Below are 16,598 nucleotides of genomic sequence, written 5' to 3' on the forward strand. Positions count from 1 at the left end.
GCCAGTCCACCTTAGATGACGTCGCGATTTCGTGAATTCAAGCTTCAGCGGCACTTTTTTTCGGCCAGACCGCAGCATGAGCCAATGAAACCAGGGCCTCGCGCACTTGTGTCGGCGTGTTGCAGGACTCGGCGAACGGCAACCAGTGCAGCGCATGGCCTATGCGCAGGTGCATGCCTTCGCTGTCGATCCCGGCCAATTGCGCCGGTTCGTGGGTGGGCAAGCCGGCCAACTCGACGTAATGGGCGATGGCCTTGGCGTGGTCGGCGTTCATGTGCTCGACCATGCTGCGCTCGGTCGGGCCGGCGAACGGGTTGCCCAGGGTCAACCGGTCAAGCCAGTGAATCGCGCCAAAGCCGCCGATATAGCGGTGACGTACCGGCTTGAGCACCCAGAAGTCGAAATCGTGGGCCTTGTGATAGTTAGCCGATTCGGGGAAGTAGCGGTAATAGCGCTCGGCCGCCGCTTCAATCGCGGCGACGTCGTGCAATTGCTCGGCCTCGGCCAGGTAAGTCAGGCGCCCGACCGCCTGCACATCATCCGCTTCACGCTCGCCGACCAGCAACGAACACTTGGGGTCTTTCTGCAGGTTATGGGTGTGTTGGGCAATCCGGCTGATCAGGATCAGCGGCCGACCCTGCTCGTCCAGACAGTACGGCACGACCGAACCGAAGGGAAAGCCGGGCATGGCTTTGGACAATGTGGAGAGAGCCCCACGGTATTCCTTGAGCAACAGCTCTCGGGCGTTTTTGGCAACGTGCGCGCTCAACGTATGACTCCTCGGGAATTCAGTCGCCCATGGCGTATGGGAATGGATCTCAAGCCAAGGTAATCAATAACCGCGCAGGTTGCCAGCGAGCTTGAGGCCGATTACCAGGCCACGCCAAACCCTGCGGTGTAGCGGGTCTTGCTCAAGCTGCTTTCCGAGTCGCCACTGATCACGTCACGCTCGGCCTTGAGATTGAGCGACGCCCACTCGGTGACCTTGTAGCGCAGGCCCATTTGCGCTTCGAGGGCGTATTCGGCCGGCCCGCCGATAGGCTTGCCCAATTCGCCGGAGGTGAAAAACTCAACCTTCTTGCCGATCAGGTAGCGGTTGTAGTCCCACTTCATGGCCAAGGAATAGAAGTTGTCCTTGCCGCCGTCGGAATATTCGTAATCGGTGCGGTTAACCAGCGAACCCAGGGAGAATGCGCCGAGCTCATCGTCCCAGAACTGGTAGCCCGGGCCAGTGCCGACCGTGCGCTGGCGGGACAGGTCTTCCACCCTGTCGCGCTTGTAGGTCAGGCGACCCTGCCAGAACCAGTGCTCGGTGATGAACCGGTCGAGGTCATATTCCAGGGACCAGTTGTCGGTGGTGGTGACGTCGTCCTGGAATTCGCGGTTGTACTCGCCCTGCCCGGTGTGGCGCCATTGGCCATGGCGGGCGGAAGTCTTGAAGTCGATGTCGTAGTCGTTGGTGTCTTTCTCGGCGCGCTTGTAGTCCAGCGCCATGTCGACGTTGCCTTTCCACACCAGGTCTTCGATCACCGGCTTGGGCTTGATGATCTGCTGGATGCTGGCCAATTCCACCGTCTTGGGCGCCTCGCCATTGGCCAGCACCACTTTGCCATCGTCCGCCGCCTGCAAGGATTTGGCTTTCTCTCCGGTGTAGGCATCCTGCTTGACCAGCAATTCCTGATCGCTTTCCAGGGTTTTCACCTGTTTCCAGTCCACCGGGATAGCCCCAGCATAGTCGGTCTGGATCAGCAACTTGCCACCGTCGAAGACCTTGATCTTGCCGGTCAGACGGTCGCCGTTCTTTAACCAGACCGTATCGGCGAGCAAGGGGGTGGAGGCGCTGAAAACAGCAAGGCACAGCAAGGTTCTGGACAACATAAGCAGATAGGGGCTCAGGGTTGGCGAAAAAGGGGCGTTATCGTGTTAGATAGCAAGGACTGACTCAAGGAATTGTGTTGAGTTCAGTTCTCATCTGCATATTTACAGACGTTTCTTACAAAAAAACGACGCTCTGAACGGATATATCCACCGTGAAACCACCCGCCGAAGCCCCGCAAAGCCCTGCCGAGATGCGCCGCACCGCGCTGTACCTGACGCTGGCGCAAGTCCCCAAAGGCTGCGTGGTGAGTTATGGCGAACTGGCGCACCTCGCCGGGCTTGGGCGCGCGGCGCGCTGGGTCGGGCGCACGCTGAGCCAACTGCCCGAAGACACGCGCTTGCCCTGGCACCGCGTGCTGGGCGCCGGTGGTCGGATAAGCCTGCCGGTGGGCAGCGCCTCAGGCGACGAACAACGTGCGCGTTTACGCGACGAAGGTGTCGCTATCCTGAACAACCGCGTGGATATTCAGCGTCATGGCTGGCGCCCGGTAGAGCACAGCGGTTAGAGTGCGCGCTTTGTTTCCGTGAATCTGAGGCAGACTCCAGCCCATGCCCCGTAAAACCTGGCGCGCCGCGCTCGCCGCCTATGCCAGCCCCTCGACGTTAGTGCTGTTGTTGCTCGGCTTTGCCGCCGGCTTGCCTTACATGTTGGTGTTCTCGACGCTTTCGGTCTGGTTGCGTGAGGCCGGTGTGGCCCGCGAGACCATCGGCTATGCGAGCCTGATCGGTTTGGCGTATGCCTTCAAATGGGTGTGGTCGCCACTGCTCGATCAATGGCGCCTGCCGCTGCTCGGCAAACTCGGACGTCGTCGCTCCTGGCTGGTACTGGCCCAATCGCTGGTGATCCTCGGATTGATCGGCATGGGTTTCTGCGACCCGCAAAAACACTTGTCCTGGCTGATCGCTATCGCGGTGATCGTCGCCTTCGCTTCGGCTACCCAGGATATTGCGGTTGATGCCTATCGCCTGGAAATCGCCGATGACAGCCGCCAGGCTGCCCTGGCCGCGAGCTACATGTCCGGCTATCGCATCGCCGCCCTGCTGGCCACGGCTGGCGCGCTGTTTTTTGCCGAAGGTTTTGGCTCTACCGGTTTCAACTATAAACATTCGGCGTGGACCGGCACCTATGTGCTGTTCGGCGCACTGATGATTCCGGCGCTGCTGACCACCCTGTTTATGCGCGAGCCCAATGTGCCACTGCGGACTCAGTTGCAGGCGGGGCGCTACAGCTTCATGCACCAATTGGTGTCGGTGTTTGTACTGATTGTGCTGTTGGTGTCGGTGCCGGCGATGTTCACCCAGTTGTACAACACCGACTTCGCCAGCGTGCTGTTCCACGGCGTAAGCCTGTGGGAACTGTTGATGGAAGACCGCGCGTTCCTGCGCGCGATCCTCTATATCACCCTGACTGCGCTGTGCCTGTCGGCCATGGGCCGCCGAGGCCTGGCGCCGGTGCTGACGCCGGTCAACGACTTCATCCTGCGCTACCGCTGGCAGGCGTTGCTGCTACTTGGGCTGATCGCCACCTATCGCATGTCCGATACGGTGATGGGCGTGATGGCCAACGTGTTCTATATCGACCAGGGCTTTACCAAGGACCAGATCGCCGGGGTCAGCAAGATCTTCGGCCTGATCATGACCCTGGTCGGCGCCGGTATGGGCGGCCTGTTGATCGTGCGCTTCGGCATCCTGCCGATCCTGTTCATCGGCGGCATCGCCTCGGCCGCCACCAACCTGCTGTTCGTGATGCTCGCCGACATGGGCCCGGACCTGCAGATGCTGATCTTCACCATCTCCCTGGACAACTTCAGCTCAGGCCTCGCCACTTCGGCGTTTGTCGCCTACCTGTCGAGCCTGACCAACCTCAAGTTCTCCGCCACCCAATACGCGCTGCTCAGCTCGATCATGCTGTTGCTGCCGCGCCTGATCGGCGGGTATTCGGGGGTGATGGTGGAGAAGTTCGGCTATCACAACTTCTTCCTGATCACCTGCGTGCTGGGCGTGCCGACGTTGCTGCTGATTGCGCTGCATTGGTTCCAGGAAAACCGGCGGATTCGCTTGAACCCGCCGGCAGAAGACTGAAACAACTCGTTCAATGTGAGAGGGGCGGTGCGACGATTCTACTTGCTCCCGATAGGATCATCGCGGTGTGACTGAAGCACCGAGTTGCCTGCATCGGGGGCACGCCCCCTCCCAACCCCCCTCTGCATTCTGATGCCTGTACTCCAGCAGCCAGCGCCCGTACAATCCCAAGTCACTTCAAGTCCAAGCAACCGACAACGGCCTACCATGCGTACCAGTCAATATTTGCTCGCCACACTGAAAGAAACGCCTTCCGACGCGGTTGTGATCAGCCATCAGCTGATGCTGCGCGCCGGTATGATCCGCAAGCTGGCTTCCGGCCTGTACACCTGGTTGCCCATGGGCTTGAAGGTGATGCGCAAGGTTGAAGCAATCGTTCGCGAAGAAATGAACGCTGCCGGTTCTCTGGAAGTGTTGATGCCGAGCACCCAACCGGCTGAGCTGTGGCAGGAATCCGGGCGCTGGGAAGAGTACGGCCCGGAATTGCTGCGTTTCAAGGACCGTCATGGCCGCGACTTCTGCGCCGGCCCGACCCACGAAGAAGTCATCACCGACCTGATGCGCAATGAGTTGAGCAGCTACAAACAGCTGCCCCTCAACCTGTATCAGATCCAGACCAAGTTCCGTGATGAGATCCGTCCACGCTTCGGCTTGATGCGCGGCCGCGAGTTCATCATGAAGGATGCGTATTCGTTCCACCCCGACCAGGCGTCCTTGCAGATCACCTACGACCGCATGCATACCGCCTACTGCAACGTGTTCACGCGCCTGGGCCTGAAATTCCGCCCGGTTGAAGCGGACAACGGTTCCATCGGCGGCGCCGGCTCCCACGAATTCCACGTACTGGCCGAATCCGGCGAAGACGATATCGTGTTCAGCAACGGTTCCGACTACGCGGCGAACATCGAGAAAGCCGAAGCCGTGCCACGGGAAACCTCCCGCCCAGCGCCGGCTGAAGAGCTGCGCCTGGTGGACACCCCGGACACCAAGACCATCGCGGCCCTGGTGGAAAAATTCAATCTGCCGATTGAAAAGACCATCAAGACCCTGATCGTTCACGCCGAGGAAGCCGGCAAGCTGATCGCCCTGGTGATCCGTGGCGACCACGAACTCAACGAGATCAAGGCGGCCCAGCAACCTGGCGTGGCCAGCCCGCTGGTCATGGCCTCCGATGCCGAATTGCGCGACGCCATTGGCGCCGGTGCCGGCTCCCTGGGCCCGCTGAACCTGCCGCTGCCGATCATCATCGACCGTTCGGTCGAGCTGATGAGCGACTTCGGTATCGGCGCGAACATCGACGACAAGCACTACTTCGGCGTGAACTGGGAACGCGACTTGCCGGTGCCGACCGTGGCCGACCTGCGTAACGTGGTCGCCGGTGACCCAAGCCCGGATGGCAAGGGCACCCTGGAAATCAAGCGCGGCATTGAAGTCGGGCACATCTTCCAGTTGGGCAACAAGTACAGCAAGGCGATGAAGTGCGAAGTGCTGGGCGAAAACGGCAAGCCGATCACCCTGGAAATGGGTTGCTACGGCATTGGCGTATCGCGCGTGGTTGCCGCTGCCATCGAGCAGAACAACGACGAGAAAGGCATTATCTGGAGTGACGCCCTGGCGCCGTTCCAGGTCGCCCTGGTGCCGCTGCGCTATGAAACCGAGCAGGTCCGTGAAGCCACCGACAAACTGTATGCCGAACTGACGGCCGCCGGTTTTGAAGTGCTGCTGGATGACCGCGACAAGAAAACCAGCCCAGGCATCAAGTTCGCCGACATGGAACTGATTGGCATCCCGCACCGGATCGTGGTCAGCGACCGTGGCCTGGCCGATGGCAATCTGGAATACAAGAGCCGGACCGAAGCCGAAGCCCAACCGTTGCCGGTGGCTGACGTGCTGTCTTTCCTTCAGGCGCGTATTCGTCGCTGAAAACCAGATCAAGAGAAGTCATGTTCAAGCGAAACACCAGAGCCCTGGGGGGCGCCGCCTTGTGCGGTGCCCTGCTGGTCAGCGGCTGCGCCAACCAGATGTCGCAACGCAGTGAGCACGAGGAGCGGGTCGAGCGTAAATTGCTCGACCACAGCCTGCAGATCGATGTAGGCGAACCCAAAGTGCTGGAGCTGCCGCAACGCCGGGTTCGCATTCACGAGCAAAAGACCTTCGAGGTCACCGAATTCGAAGTCACCCGTCGTTATGACCGCTACACCCCCTACCAGCCCTGGCGCAAACTCTATGAGCTGCCGCTGGGCGCGGTCGCTTTGGTGGCAGGCGCGGGCGCCAACGTGGCGAATATCTTCGCCCTCGGCAACCTGCCGACCAGCATGACGCACGATTGGCTGAGCTACGGCATCGACGGCCTCAACCCGTTCATGAACGTGCAATCCCATGGGCGTGCGCAACAGAACCTGGCGGGTATCGATGAAGTCCAGCGCGACAAGCGTGTGGAGTATTCGAGCCTGCCCTGGAGCGAGCGCCCGGTACAGGTCACCGCCGGCAAGCAAGAGCATGAACTGACCACCGACCGCAACGGCGTACTGCGCCTGAACCTGTTGGACAGCCCGTTCGCCGAGCAGGATCTGAACCGCATCAGCACCTTGAAGATCAGCGTGGAAGATAGCCAGGACGACGTGCATTCGGACTCGACCCTGGCCGTGAGCAACACACTGCGCGGCAAGTTGCTGGAAGCCCACAGACTGATCTACGACGACTTGGAAGACGACGAAGTCAGCCAGTGGGTACACCGCGTCAAGCGTCTGTCGGAGCTGGGCCTGGAGGAAGAAGCCAGTGAACTGGAACAGAGCCTGATCGAACTGACCCGCAATGATCCAGAGTTACAGCAGGAGTTCCTGCAAGCGCTGACCAAGGATGCGGGGAGACTCGTCGCAGATCCTGGCGCGCGCTGAGCCCTCAGAAGCACTAAAGGGCTAATGTGGGAAGGGCTTGCCCCTCCCCACATTTTTGTTTCCGGGTTCTACCACGAGAGCTCGAGCTGTTCGTTACCGCTGCTCAAGTCGAGCAACCGCACGCCAATCCCCAGCAATCGCACCGGCTTGCCACCGCGATTGAACGCCTGGGTCATCAGTTGTTGATAACTCTCCAGGTCCCGCCCTGCCCCCGCCTGCTCCAGGGTGGTCTGGGTAAAGTCATGAAACTTCACTTTGACGAACGGCTTACCCGCGCGGTAGCTGCTGTCGATGCGCGCTATACGCCCAGCCAGGGTTTCCATCAGCTCGGGCAGTTTCGCCAGACAACTTGAGAGATCCGGTAGATCCTCATCGTAGGTGTTTTCCACACTGATCGATTGCCGGCGATTGTCGTTCTGCACCACGCGGTCATCTATCCCACGGGCCAGACTCCACAGCCGCTCGCCAAAACTGCCGAATTCGCGCACCAGCGCCAGCTTGTTCCATTCGCGCAATTGCAGGCAGTCTTCGATCCCCATGCGCCCCAGCTTGTCGGCGGTCACCTTGCCCACGCCGTGCAGTTTTTTTACCGGCAGTATCGACACAAAGTCTTCGACCTGGTCCGGCGTGATCACAAACAAGCCGTTGGGTTTCTTCCAGTCACTGGCGATCTTGGCCAAAAACTTGTTGGGCGCCACACCGGCGGACACGGTGATGTGCAATTGATTGGAGACCCGGCGCCGGATGTCCTGGGCGATACGCGTGGCGCTGCCGCCAAAATGCGGGCTGTCGGAAACATCCAGGTAGGCCTCATCCAGGGAGAGCGGCTCGATCAGGTCGGTGTAGTCGCGAAAGATGCTCTGGATTTCTTTCGACGCTTCTTTATAAGCATCCATGCGCGGCTTGACGATGGTCAGGTCCGGGCAGAGCTTCAAGGCATGACGCGACGACATGGCCGAACGAACCCCGTAGGCCCGCGCTTCGTAGTTACAGGTGGCAATCACGCCGCGCCGATCCGCCGAACCGCCCACCGCCAGGGGCTTTTGCGCCAGGCTCGGGTTATCGCGCATCTCGATGGCGGCGTAGAAGCAATCACAGTCGACATGGATGATTTTGCGCTGCGTCATATATAGAAGGGAGTGCAATCCAACGGGCGGCCAGTATCGCACTCACACCTGTATATAGCACCAGTAGTTTGAATCTTCCGCGCAAGCGGTAGGAAATAGCCCAGGTAGATTTATTTTCTCAATCGAAATCAGCCTACCAATAGAGCTGAAAGCCTCGGCCCGACTGGCCCGTAGCCATTTCAACAACCGTGATGGAGAGGTAAGCGATTGAACCACAAGCGCTTTTCTTCGATTCATAGGTTGACACCCCTGCGTTCCGCTGTAGAATGCCGACACACAGACGCGGGATGGAGCAGTCTGGTAGCTCGTCGGGCTCATAACCCGAAGGTCGTCGGTTCAAATCCGGCTCCCGCAACCAAACATCAAAAAAGGCTACTCGAAAGAGTGGCCTTTTTTGTGCGTGCTCGTTTTTGATTGTCGGACAAAAAATCTTTCCCCATCGCGCACTTACCGCTCGCAGCGGACAAATACGCGCTCATTCACACTTATTTGACCTATCGGCCCATTAACGGTTGACACCCCGCCACTTGGCTGTAGAATGCCGCCCACAGACGCGGGATGGAGCAGTCTGGTAGCTCGTCGGGCTCATAACCCGAAGGTCGTCGGTTCAAATCCGGCTCCCGCAACCAAACATCAAAAAAGGCTACTCGAAAGAGTGGCCTTTTTTGTATCTGATAAAAAAGCTCTTCTGAAACAATGGCATGGCATCTTTCATGAAACCGTAGACGGTTCGTGGAGTCCATTTCATCGCACGCCATGCTTAATCCTTCTACGACCAATGGCCGCAGTCGCCGCATCCGGCGATCCGCGTTAATATTTGTAATTATTTTGTCCATAGGGATTGGTAACTTGGCTGGATACCCCCATCCTGTCGCGCACAATCCACGAGGTGATTGATGCGCGCCAACTCGTCTGAACCACAAGACTCCGTCACAGCGACACAACCGATCACTCCCACCCGTTTGCGCTGGCTGGATCTGTTAAGCAAGTATCGGCAACCCATTGGGCTGGCCGTGACGCTGCTGCTGTTCGCAATCGCCCTGATCGCCTGCCGACACCTGCTGCTGGAACTGGATCTCTACGCCCTCCACGACTCGATCCTGGAAGTGCCCAAGCCGGCATTGCTGGGCGCGTTAGCTGCCGCCATCGGCGGTTTCATCATTCTATTGGGCTATGAGTTTTCCGGCGCGCGCTATGCCGGGGTGAAACTGCCCGCCAAGACCCTCGCCCTCGGCGGCTTTACCGCCTTTGCCATCGGCAACGCCATTGGCCTGTCGATGCTCTCGGGCGGTTCGGTGCGTTACCGTTTATATGCGCGTCATGGCATCGGGGCTTCGGAAGTCGCCCGCATGACCGTGTTCGCCAGCCTCGCCCTGGGCTGCGCCCTGCCACCGCTGGCTGCATTGGCCACCTTGAGCAACTTGCCCGCCGCGTCCGCCGCCTTGCATGTGTCGCAAGGCTTGCTCGGCGCTATCTCCGGTGCCGTGTTGCTGTTGTCGGCCGCGCTGTGCATCGGTATTTATCGCCGGCGCCTGCCAGAACAACCCTACCCGGACAACCTGCTGGTCAAGGTTGGCCGCCGCACACTGCGCCTGCCCGGTCGGCGCCTGACGTTCCTGCAACTGATCATCACAGCGCTGGACGTCGCCGCTGCCGCCACCGTCCTTTATTTGCTGCTACCGGAAGCGCCACCCTTCGGCCCGTTCCTGCTGGTGTACCTGTTGGCGCTGGCCGCCGGCGTACTCAGCCATGTGCCGGGTGGCGTCGGGGTGTTCGAGGCGATCCTGCTCGCAGCCTTTGCCGACAAACTCGGTGCCGCGCCATTGGCCGCTGCCCTGCTGCTGTATCGCATGATCTATGTGGTGCTGCCGCTGCTGATCGCCTGTGTGTTCCTGTTGGTCAATGAAGCCCAGCGGCTGTTCCAGACCCAGCAGAGTTTGCGCGTGGCTTCAGGCTTCGCAGCGCCGGTACTGGCCGTACTGGTTTTTTTGTCCGGCGTGGTCCTGCTGTTTTCCGGCGCTACGCCAGAGATCGACTCACGCCTGGAAAACATCGGCTTCCTGATTCCCCACCGCCTGATTGACGCCTCGCACTTTGGCGCGAGCCTGATCGGCGTGTTGTGCCTGTTGTTGGCCCAGGGTCTGCGTCGACGCTTATCGGCAGCCTGGATGTTGACCATGGTGCTGCTGTTGACCGGCGCCCTGCTCTCACTGCTCAAGGGCTTCGACTGGGAAGAAGCCAGCCTGATGACCATGACTGCGGTGTTGCTGGCGATCTTCCGCCGCTCCTTTTACCGCGCCAGCCGCTTGACCGAATTGCCGTTCTCGCCGCTGTACCTGGTGGCCAGTGTGTGCGTGCTGGGAGCGTCTATCTGGCTGCTGCTGTTTGCCTATCAAGACGTACCGTATAGCCACCAATTGTGGTGGCAGTTCACCCTCGACGCCAACGCCCCACGCGGCCTGCGCTCGCTGCTGGGGGCGGCGGTGCTGCTGGTGATCGTGTCGCTGACCTGGCTGCTGCGTACCGCGCGCCCGGTGATCCACCTGCCGACTCCGGAAGAAATGGAACGCGCCACCAAGATCCTGATGGCCTCATCGCAACCCGACGGCGGCCTGGCGCTGACCGGCGACAAGGCGCTGCTGTTCCACCCCAAAGATGAAGCCTTCCTGATGTACGCCCGTCGCGGGCGCAGCCTGGTGGCCTTGTACGACCCGATCGGCCCGACCCAACCCCGTGCCGAGATGATCTGGCAGTTCCGCGACCTGTGCGACATCCACCATGCGCGCCCGGTGTTCTACCAGGTACGCGCGGAAAACCTGCCGTACTACATGGACATCGGCCTGACCGCGATCAAGCTGGGCGAAGAAGCCCGCGTCGACCTGAAACGCTTTGACCTGGAAGCCAAGGGCAAAGAGATGAAGGATTTGCGCTACACCTGGAACCGTGGAACCCGGGACGGCTTGTCCCTGGAAATCCACGAACCGGGCACAGCGCCGATGGACGAACTCAAGGTCATTTCCGACGCCTGGCTGACCGGCAAGAACGTGCGGGAAAAGGGCTTTTCCCTGGGACGTTTCAGCGACGACTACCTCAAGCACTTTCGCATCGCGATCATTCGCTTCGAAGGACACCCGGTTGCCTTCGCCAACCTGCTCGAGACCTACAACCACGACCTGGCCAGCCTCGACCTGATGCGCGCCCACCCCGATGCGCCTAAGCTGACCATGGAATTCATGATGGTCGGCCTGATTCAACACTATAAGAATCATGGTTATGCTCGCTTCAGCCTCGGCATGGTGCCATTGTCTGGCCTGCAACCTCGCCGTGGCGCGCCGCTGACCCAACGCCTGGGCTCGATGGTGTTCCGTCGCGGCGAGCAACTCTATAACTTCCAAGGTTTGCGCCGTTTCAAAGACAAGTTCCAGCCTGACTGGGAACCCCGTTACATGGCCGTGCCCGCAGGACTTGATCCGCTGGTGGCACTGGCCGATACCGCCGCCCTGATCGCGGGCGGCTTGACTGGATTGGTGAAACGCTGATGATTCGACGCTCCTGGCGGTATGTATTGGCTTTTGTGGTGGTGCTCGCCGTGGCGCTGGGTGGAGGCTATTGGTACTGGAACCGCCCTGCCCCGCAGCCGACTCTGGAGCAGTTGCCCCAGGCAGATGGCTCGGTGATGACCCGCGTAACCCCCGCCGGCACCCCGAAAGCCCGCGTGGCCGTGGCGGTAATGGCCGACGAGACCCTGACTGACAGCCAACTGATTGCCCTGAGCCAGGGCGGCAAGGCGCAGATCGTCCAGGTGATCCTGCCCAAGGATGACTGCACGCTGCAGCAACAGGCACTGCAAGGCGCCCTGAGCCAGCTCAAGGGCCCCGCTACCCTGGTCAGCGGCATCGGCCCTGGCGCCGCCCTCGCCTGGCGCTGGCTGGCTACACAGAACGACGACAAGGCAAATGCGATCTCCGTCGGCTTCGCCCTGGTACAGGAAGGCTGTAAAGACCCTCTGCCAAAGACCGCCGCCCATGGCAACTGGCTGGTGGCATGGAACGACAACCCTGACGATGAAAGCGCCAGTTTCGTGCGCGACACCCCTCGCGCCACCACCAGCATCAGCGACTACGACATTCACTACCCGCAAGTGCTGAATAACGAACTGCGCAAGCAACTGGTGGGTTCGGACAACGGCGGCCTGGCGATTCCGGTCGTGGAAGTCCCCGCCGGCCAGGCCAAGGACACCGTGACCCTGTTCCTCTCCGGTGACGGCGGCTGGCGTGACCTCGACCGCGACGTAGCCGGTGAAATGGCCAAGATCGGCTACCCGGTCGTAGGCATCGACACCCTGCGCTACTACTGGCAGCACAAGACCCCGGAGCAAAGCGCCAAGGACCTCAGCGAGCTGATGCAGCACTATCGGCAGAAATGGGGCACCAAGCGCTTTGTGCTGACCGGTTATTCGTTCGGTGCCGACGTATTGCCGGCCATCTACAACCGTATGCCGGAAAACGAGCAGCAACGCGTCGACGCGATCATCCTGCTGGCGTTTGCGCGCACCGGCAGCTTTGAAATCGAAGTAGAAGGATGGCTGGGCAATGCCGGCAAAGAAGCCGCGACCGGCCCTGAAATGGCCAAGCTACCGGCGGACAAGGTGGTCTGCATCTACGGTGCCGAAGAGGTCGACGAGAGCGGCTGCACCGACAAGACCGCCGTGGGCGAAGCGATAAAACTGCCAGGCGGGCACCACTTCGACGAGAACTACCCGGCGCTGGCCAAGCGCCTGGTGGATATCATCGTCAAGCACCAGGCCAAGACCGAGTAATCCTACGCTGTACGCAAAACCCAATGTGGGAGGGGGCTTGCTCCAGATAGCGATGGGTCAGTCATAAGATCATTGACTGACACTCAGCTATCGGGAGCAAGCCCCCTCCCACATTGGTTTGCGGTGTTGGTTAGCGCCTAGCGCGGTTCGATATGCGCAATCATCAACTGCACGGTTTCCTGGCCACGGAACTCGTTCACGTCGAGCTTGTAGGCCAACTCCACCCAACGCACGGTCGGGTTCGGCCAGACCTCACGGTCCACCCCAAACGCAATACCGTCGAGTTTCACTGACCCGCATTCGCTCTTGAGCACCACTTTCAGGTGCCGCTCCCCCACCACACGCTGCTCTACCAGCTGAAACACCCCATGAAACAACGGCTCGGGGAAGTGCTGCCCCCATGGGCCGGCATGCCGCAGCGCGCGCGCCAACTCCAAGTGAAACTCTTCCACCGCCAGGGTGCCGTCCGACAACAGCCGCCCGGTCAAGTCTTCTTCGCGCAGTTGCCGACGCACTTCGGCATCAAAGGCTTCGGCAAACAGGGGGAAGTTCGCCTCGGGCAATGTCAGGCCGGCCGCCATGGCGTGGCCGCCGTATTTGCTGATCAGGTTGGGATGCTGGCTTGCCACCACCGCCAGCGCATCCCGGATGTGAAAGCCCTGCACAGAGCGGCCTGAACCCTTGAGCAGGCCATCACCGGCGTCGGCAAAGGCGATGGTCGGACGGAAATAGCGTTCTTTCATGCGCGACGCCAGAATCCCGATCACGCCTTGGTGCCACTCCGGGTCGAACAGGCACAAGCCATACGGCATCGACTCCAGCGGCAAGTCCTTGAGCTGGGCCAGGGCTTCGCGTTGCATGCCTTGTTCGATGGATTTGCGGTCCTGGTTCATGCCGTCCAGTTGCGCGGCCATTTCCCGTGCGGCGGCGAAATCCGTGGTGAGCAGGCATTCAATGCCCAGGCTCATATCGTCCAGGCGCCCGGCGGCATTGAGCCGTGGCCCGAGGATAAAACCGAGGTCGGTGGACGTGATGCGCGCATGGTCACGCTTGGCCACTTCGAGGATCGCCTTGATCCCCGGCCGCGCGCGACCGGCGCGGATGCGCTCCAGGCCCTGGTGGACCAGAATGCGGTTGTTGGCATCCAACGGCACCACATCGGCGACGCTGCCCAGGGCGACGAGGTCGAGCAACTCGCCGAGGTTCGGCTGCTGTTTGTTCGCGTACCAGCCCAAACTGCGCAAACGCGCACGCAGGGCCATCAAGACATAAAAAATCACCCCGACCCCAGCCAACGCCTTGCTGGGAAACTCACAGCCCGGCTGGTTGGGGTTGACGATAGCGTCCGCCGCCGGCAATTCATCCCCCGGCAAGTGGTGGTCGGTCACCAGCACTTTGAGCCCCGCCGCCTTCGCTGCCGCCACGCCTTCGACGCTGGAGATGCCGTTATCCACGGTGATCAGCAACTGCGGCTCGCGCTGCAGGGCCACGGCGACGATTTCCGGCGTCAGGCCGTAGCCGTACTCAAAGCGGTTGGGCACCAGGTAATCGACATGGGCCGCACCGAGCAAGCGCAGGCCCAGAGTGCCCACCGTACTGGCTGTGGCGCCATCGGCGTCGAAGTCGCCGACGATAAGGATGCGCTGGCGTTGCTCCAAGGCCGTCACCAGCAGGTCTACCGCCGCGTCGATGCCCTTGAGTTGTTGATAAGGGATCAACCGCGCCAGGCTCTTGTCCAGTTCGGCCTCCGTCTGTACCCCGCGCGCGGCGTAGAGGCGGGTCAACAGCGGTGGCAGTTCACCGAGAAACGGCAGGACAGCAGGTAACGGGCGGGGATCGATACGCATGGGACGCTGGGGAATTCTCTGTAGGGGAAATATTAGCGGCAGGCTTCAAGCGCTAGCTCAATCGCGCTCGCCGACCAGCCATTGCAGTTGCACTTCATGCTGGCCGCGGTCGTCGGTGACGAAGATCGTGCCTTCGCTGATCATCACGTCCCACTTGATCACGCGGGGCATGTCCTTGGCCAAGGTCTCGAGGACCTCTTGCGGTACGGCAGCGATGTGTACGTTTTTCAGGTTTTTCGCCACCGGAACCACTTTGCCTTCCCACACGCGCAGGCTGCCGTAAGCCAACAGACTGGTGCGTTCGGTGCGACGCGAGCACCAGGTCAGGCGGTCGGCATCGGGCTGGCCGACTTCGATCCAGTGCAAAACCCGATCATCCAGACTTTTTTCCCACAGGGCTGGCTCGTCTACATCTGACAGGCCACGGCCGAACGACAGTTGCTCGTTGTACCAAAGGGCATAGGCCAGCAGACGCACGGTCATGCGTTCTTCGGTTTCCGAAGGGTGGCGGGCGATGGTCTGTTTGACGCTCTCGTACACCGAGCGATCGAGGTCGGTGAGGTTGAGTTCGAATTTGTAGGTCGTGGACGGCTGGGCCATGAACGGACTTCTAGAGACAGGAAAAGGCTGGCAGTCTAACCGATGGCGAGGCGATTCAACGAATGCTGCGCTGCATCATCCTTATCCCTGCCCCCCTCGGCTATGTTAAAAGGCATCACACCACTGTGCTGCGTATGAAAGGTTCCTCATGTCGTTTAACGCCAAACCGCTTGCCGGCCTGAAGGTCATCGAACTCGGCACCCTGATCGCCGGCCCGTTCGCCTCACGCATTTGCGCCGAGTTTGGCGCCGAAGTGATCAAGGTCGAATCCCCGGACGGCGGCGACCCGCTGCGCAAATGGCGCAAGCTGTACGAAGGCACCTCGCTGTGGTGGTTCGTGCAGGCGCGCAACAAAAAATCACTGACGCTGAACCTCAAGCACCCGGACGGCCTGGCGATCCTCAAGCAGTTGCTGGCGGACGCCGACATCCTGATCGAAAACTTCCGCCCTGGCGTCCTGGAAAAGCTCGGCCTGAGCTGGGACACCTTACATGCGCTGAACCCGAAACTGGTGATGGTGCGCCTCTCGGGCTTTGGCCAGACCGGGCCGATGAAAGATCAGCCGGGGTTTGGCGCGGTAGGCGAATCGATGGGCGGGCTGCGTTACATCACCGGTTTTGAAGACCGCCCGCCGGTGCGCACCGGTATTTCCATCGGCGACTCCATTGCCGCCCTGTGGGCGGTGATCGGCGCGCTGATGGCGTTGCGACACCGCGAGGTCAACGGCGGGCTGGGCCAGGTGGTTGATGTGGCACTGTATGAAGCCATCTTCGCCATGATGGAAAGCATGATCCCGGAGTTCGATGTGTTCGGGTTCATTCGCGAGCGCACCGGCAACATCATGCCCGGCATCACACCATCCTCGATCCACACCAGCGCGGACGGCAAGCATGTGCAGATCGGCGCAAATGGCGATGCGATCTTCAAACGCTTCATGTCCGCCATCGGCCGCGAAGATTTGGCCAACGACCCGCAATTGGCCAGTAATGACGGGCGTGACGAGCGCCGCGACGAGCTGTATGGCGTGATTGATCGCTGGGTCAATTCGCTATCGCTGGAACACGTGATTGAGCAGCTCAACAAGGCTGAGGTGCCAGCCAGCCGCATCTACAGCGCCGAAGACATGCTCGGGGATCCGCAATTTCTGGCGCGGGAAATGTTCCTCAACGCGCAACTGCCCGACGGCAAGGCCTTCAAGATGCCAGGTATCGTGCCCAAGCTCTCCGACACGCCGGGCAGTTGTGAGTGGGTGGGGCCGCAACTGGGTGAACACAACGGCGTAGTACTGGGAGAATTGGGCTATGACGCGGCTGCCATCATCCGCTTGCGTGAGCAAGGAGCGATCTGA

Annotated in this window: 12 protein-coding genes and 2 tRNA genes; 9 read left to right on the plus strand and 5 right to left on the minus strand. The window is 60.7% G+C overall.

Annotated features, from left to right (window positions below):
- Positions 1 to 37: 37 nt before the first annotated feature.
- The gene (locus tag ACS5Q8_RS23460; protein ID WP_465159481.1) at positions 38 to 769 is read right to left on the minus strand and encodes a HugZ family pyridoxamine 5'-phosphate oxidase; all 732 of its coding nucleotides are present in this window, start codon (positions 767 to 769) and stop codon (positions 38 to 40) included.
- Positions 770 to 870: 101 nt separating this feature from the next.
- Positions 871 to 1,878: a DUF481 domain-containing protein gene (locus tag ACS5Q8_RS23465; protein WP_276194670.1), complete on the minus strand. Its 1,008-nt coding sequence runs from the start codon at positions 1,876 to 1,878 to the stop codon at positions 871 to 873.
- 191 nt (positions 1,879 to 2,069) lie between these two features.
- Here ACS5Q8_RS23465 and ACS5Q8_RS23470 point away from each other — a divergent pair, with 191 nt between their 5' ends.
- The 4 genes from ACS5Q8_RS23470 (at position 2,070) to ACS5Q8_RS23485 (ending at position 6,857) form a co-directional block, all read left to right on the plus strand.
- Entirely contained in the window at positions 2,070 to 2,384 is a 315-nt protein-coding gene (locus ACS5Q8_RS23470; protein ID WP_276197994.1) for an MGMT family protein, read from the plus strand.
- Between the two features lie 43 nt (positions 2,385 to 2,427).
- Positions 2,428 to 3,960, plus strand: coding sequence for an AmpG family muropeptide MFS transporter (locus ACS5Q8_RS23475; RefSeq protein WP_276194671.1), 1,533 nt, complete (start codon positions 2,428 to 2,430; stop codon positions 3,958 to 3,960).
- Between the two features lie 207 nt (positions 3,961 to 4,167).
- The gene (locus tag ACS5Q8_RS23480) at positions 4,168 to 5,883 is read left to right on the plus strand and encodes a proline--tRNA ligase (protein ID WP_276194672.1); all 1,716 of its coding nucleotides are present in this window, start codon (positions 4,168 to 4,170) and stop codon (positions 5,881 to 5,883) included.
- Between the two features lie 20 nt (positions 5,884 to 5,903).
- Positions 5,904 to 6,857 carry a hypothetical protein gene (locus tag ACS5Q8_RS23485; RefSeq protein WP_276194673.1) on the plus strand — a complete coding sequence of 318 codons (954 nt, stop codon included), beginning with the start codon at positions 5,904 to 5,906 and terminating at the stop codon, positions 6,855 to 6,857.
- A 68-nt stretch (positions 6,858 to 6,925) separates the two neighbouring features.
- Here the strand turns inward: ACS5Q8_RS23485 and dinB are convergent, their stop codons facing one another.
- Positions 6,926 to 7,984, minus strand: a complete 1,059-nt coding sequence (dinB, locus tag ACS5Q8_RS23490) for a DNA polymerase IV (RefSeq protein WP_276194674.1) — start codon at positions 7,982 to 7,984, stop codon at positions 6,926 to 6,928.
- A gap of 281 nt (positions 7,985 to 8,265) precedes the next feature.
- Between dinB and ACS5Q8_RS23495 the strand changes: the two genes are divergently transcribed.
- From ACS5Q8_RS23495 to ACS5Q8_RS23510, 4 genes are all read left to right on the plus strand, one after another.
- Positions 8,266 to 8,342 (plus strand) — tRNA-Met (locus ACS5Q8_RS23495).
- 194 nt (positions 8,343 to 8,536) lie between these two features.
- A tRNA-Met gene (locus tag ACS5Q8_RS23500) sits at positions 8,537 to 8,613 on the plus strand.
- 267 nt (positions 8,614 to 8,880) lie between these two features.
- Positions 8,881 to 11,523: a bifunctional lysylphosphatidylglycerol flippase/synthetase MprF gene (gene mprF, locus ACS5Q8_RS23505; RefSeq protein ID WP_276194675.1), complete on the plus strand. Its 2,643-nt coding sequence runs from the start codon at positions 8,881 to 8,883 to the stop codon at positions 11,521 to 11,523.
- On the plus strand, positions 11,523 to 12,803 hold the full coding sequence (locus ACS5Q8_RS23510; RefSeq protein ID WP_276194676.1) for a virulence factor family protein: 1,281 nt from the start codon (positions 11,523 to 11,525) through the stop codon (positions 12,801 to 12,803). Before mprF ends, ACS5Q8_RS23510 begins: the two co-directional genes overlap by 1 nt.
- 137 nt (positions 12,804 to 12,940) lie before the next feature.
- Here ACS5Q8_RS23510 and recJ read toward each other — a convergent pair whose 3' ends face one another.
- Together recJ and ACS5Q8_RS23520 are read right to left on the minus strand one after the other, a co-directional pair.
- Positions 12,941 to 14,650: a single-stranded-DNA-specific exonuclease RecJ gene (gene recJ, locus ACS5Q8_RS23515; RefSeq protein ID WP_443697769.1), complete on the minus strand. Its 1,710-nt coding sequence runs from the start codon at positions 14,648 to 14,650 to the stop codon at positions 12,941 to 12,943.
- Positions 14,651 to 14,707: 57 nt separating this feature from the next.
- Complete coding sequence (locus ACS5Q8_RS23520) at positions 14,708 to 15,250, minus strand: YaeQ family protein (protein WP_276194678.1); 543 nt, start codon at positions 15,248 to 15,250, stop codon at positions 14,708 to 14,710.
- Between the two features lie 148 nt (positions 15,251 to 15,398).
- On the opposite strand from ACS5Q8_RS23520, the gene ACS5Q8_RS23525 reads away from it, so the two are divergent.
- Positions 15,399 to 16,598 (plus strand): CaiB/BaiF CoA transferase family protein, encoded by a 1,200-nt coding sequence (locus ACS5Q8_RS23525; RefSeq protein WP_276194679.1) that lies wholly within the window; start codon positions 15,399 to 15,401, stop codon positions 16,596 to 16,598.

The sequence above is a fragment of the Pseudomonas sp. PAMC25584 genome (assembly GCF_058135675.1).

Bases quoted from the DNA above. Each gene is read 5' to 3' on its own strand.
- ACS5Q8_RS23485 (WP_276194673.1), top strand. From the start codon at position 5,904: ATGTTCAAGCGAAACACCAGAGCCCTGGGGGGCGCCGCCTTGTGCGGT.
- ACS5Q8_RS23525 (WP_276194679.1), top strand. From the start codon at position 15,399: ATGTCGTTTAACGCCAAACCGCTTGCCGGCCTGAAGGTCATCGAACTC.
- mprF (WP_276194675.1), top strand. From the start codon at position 8,881: ATGCGCGCCAACTCGTCTGAACCACAAGACTCCGTCACAGCGACACAA.
- recJ (WP_443697769.1), bottom strand. From the start codon at position 14,650: ATGCGTATCGATCCCCGCCCGTTACCTGCTGTCCTGCCGTTTCTCGGT.
- ACS5Q8_RS23510 (WP_276194676.1), top strand. From the start codon at position 11,523: ATGATTCGACGCTCCTGGCGGTATGTATTGGCTTTTGTGGTGGTGCTC.
- ACS5Q8_RS23480 (WP_276194672.1), top strand. From the start codon at position 4,168: ATGCGTACCAGTCAATATTTGCTCGCCACACTGAAAGAAACGCCTTCC.
- ACS5Q8_RS23470 (WP_276197994.1), top strand. From the start codon at position 2,070: ATGCGCCGCACCGCGCTGTACCTGACGCTGGCGCAAGTCCCCAAAGGC.
- ACS5Q8_RS23520 (WP_276194678.1), bottom strand. From the start codon at position 15,250: ATGGCCCAGCCGTCCACGACCTACAAATTCGAACTCAACCTCACCGAC.
- dinB (WP_276194674.1), bottom strand. From the start codon at position 7,984: ATGACGCAGCGCAAAATCATCCATGTCGACTGTGATTGCTTCTACGCC.
- ACS5Q8_RS23475 (WP_276194671.1), top strand. From the start codon at position 2,428: ATGCCCCGTAAAACCTGGCGCGCCGCGCTCGCCGCCTATGCCAGCCCC.
- ACS5Q8_RS23465 (WP_276194670.1), bottom strand. From the start codon at position 1,878: ATGTTGTCCAGAACCTTGCTGTGCCTTGCTGTTTTCAGCGCCTCCACC.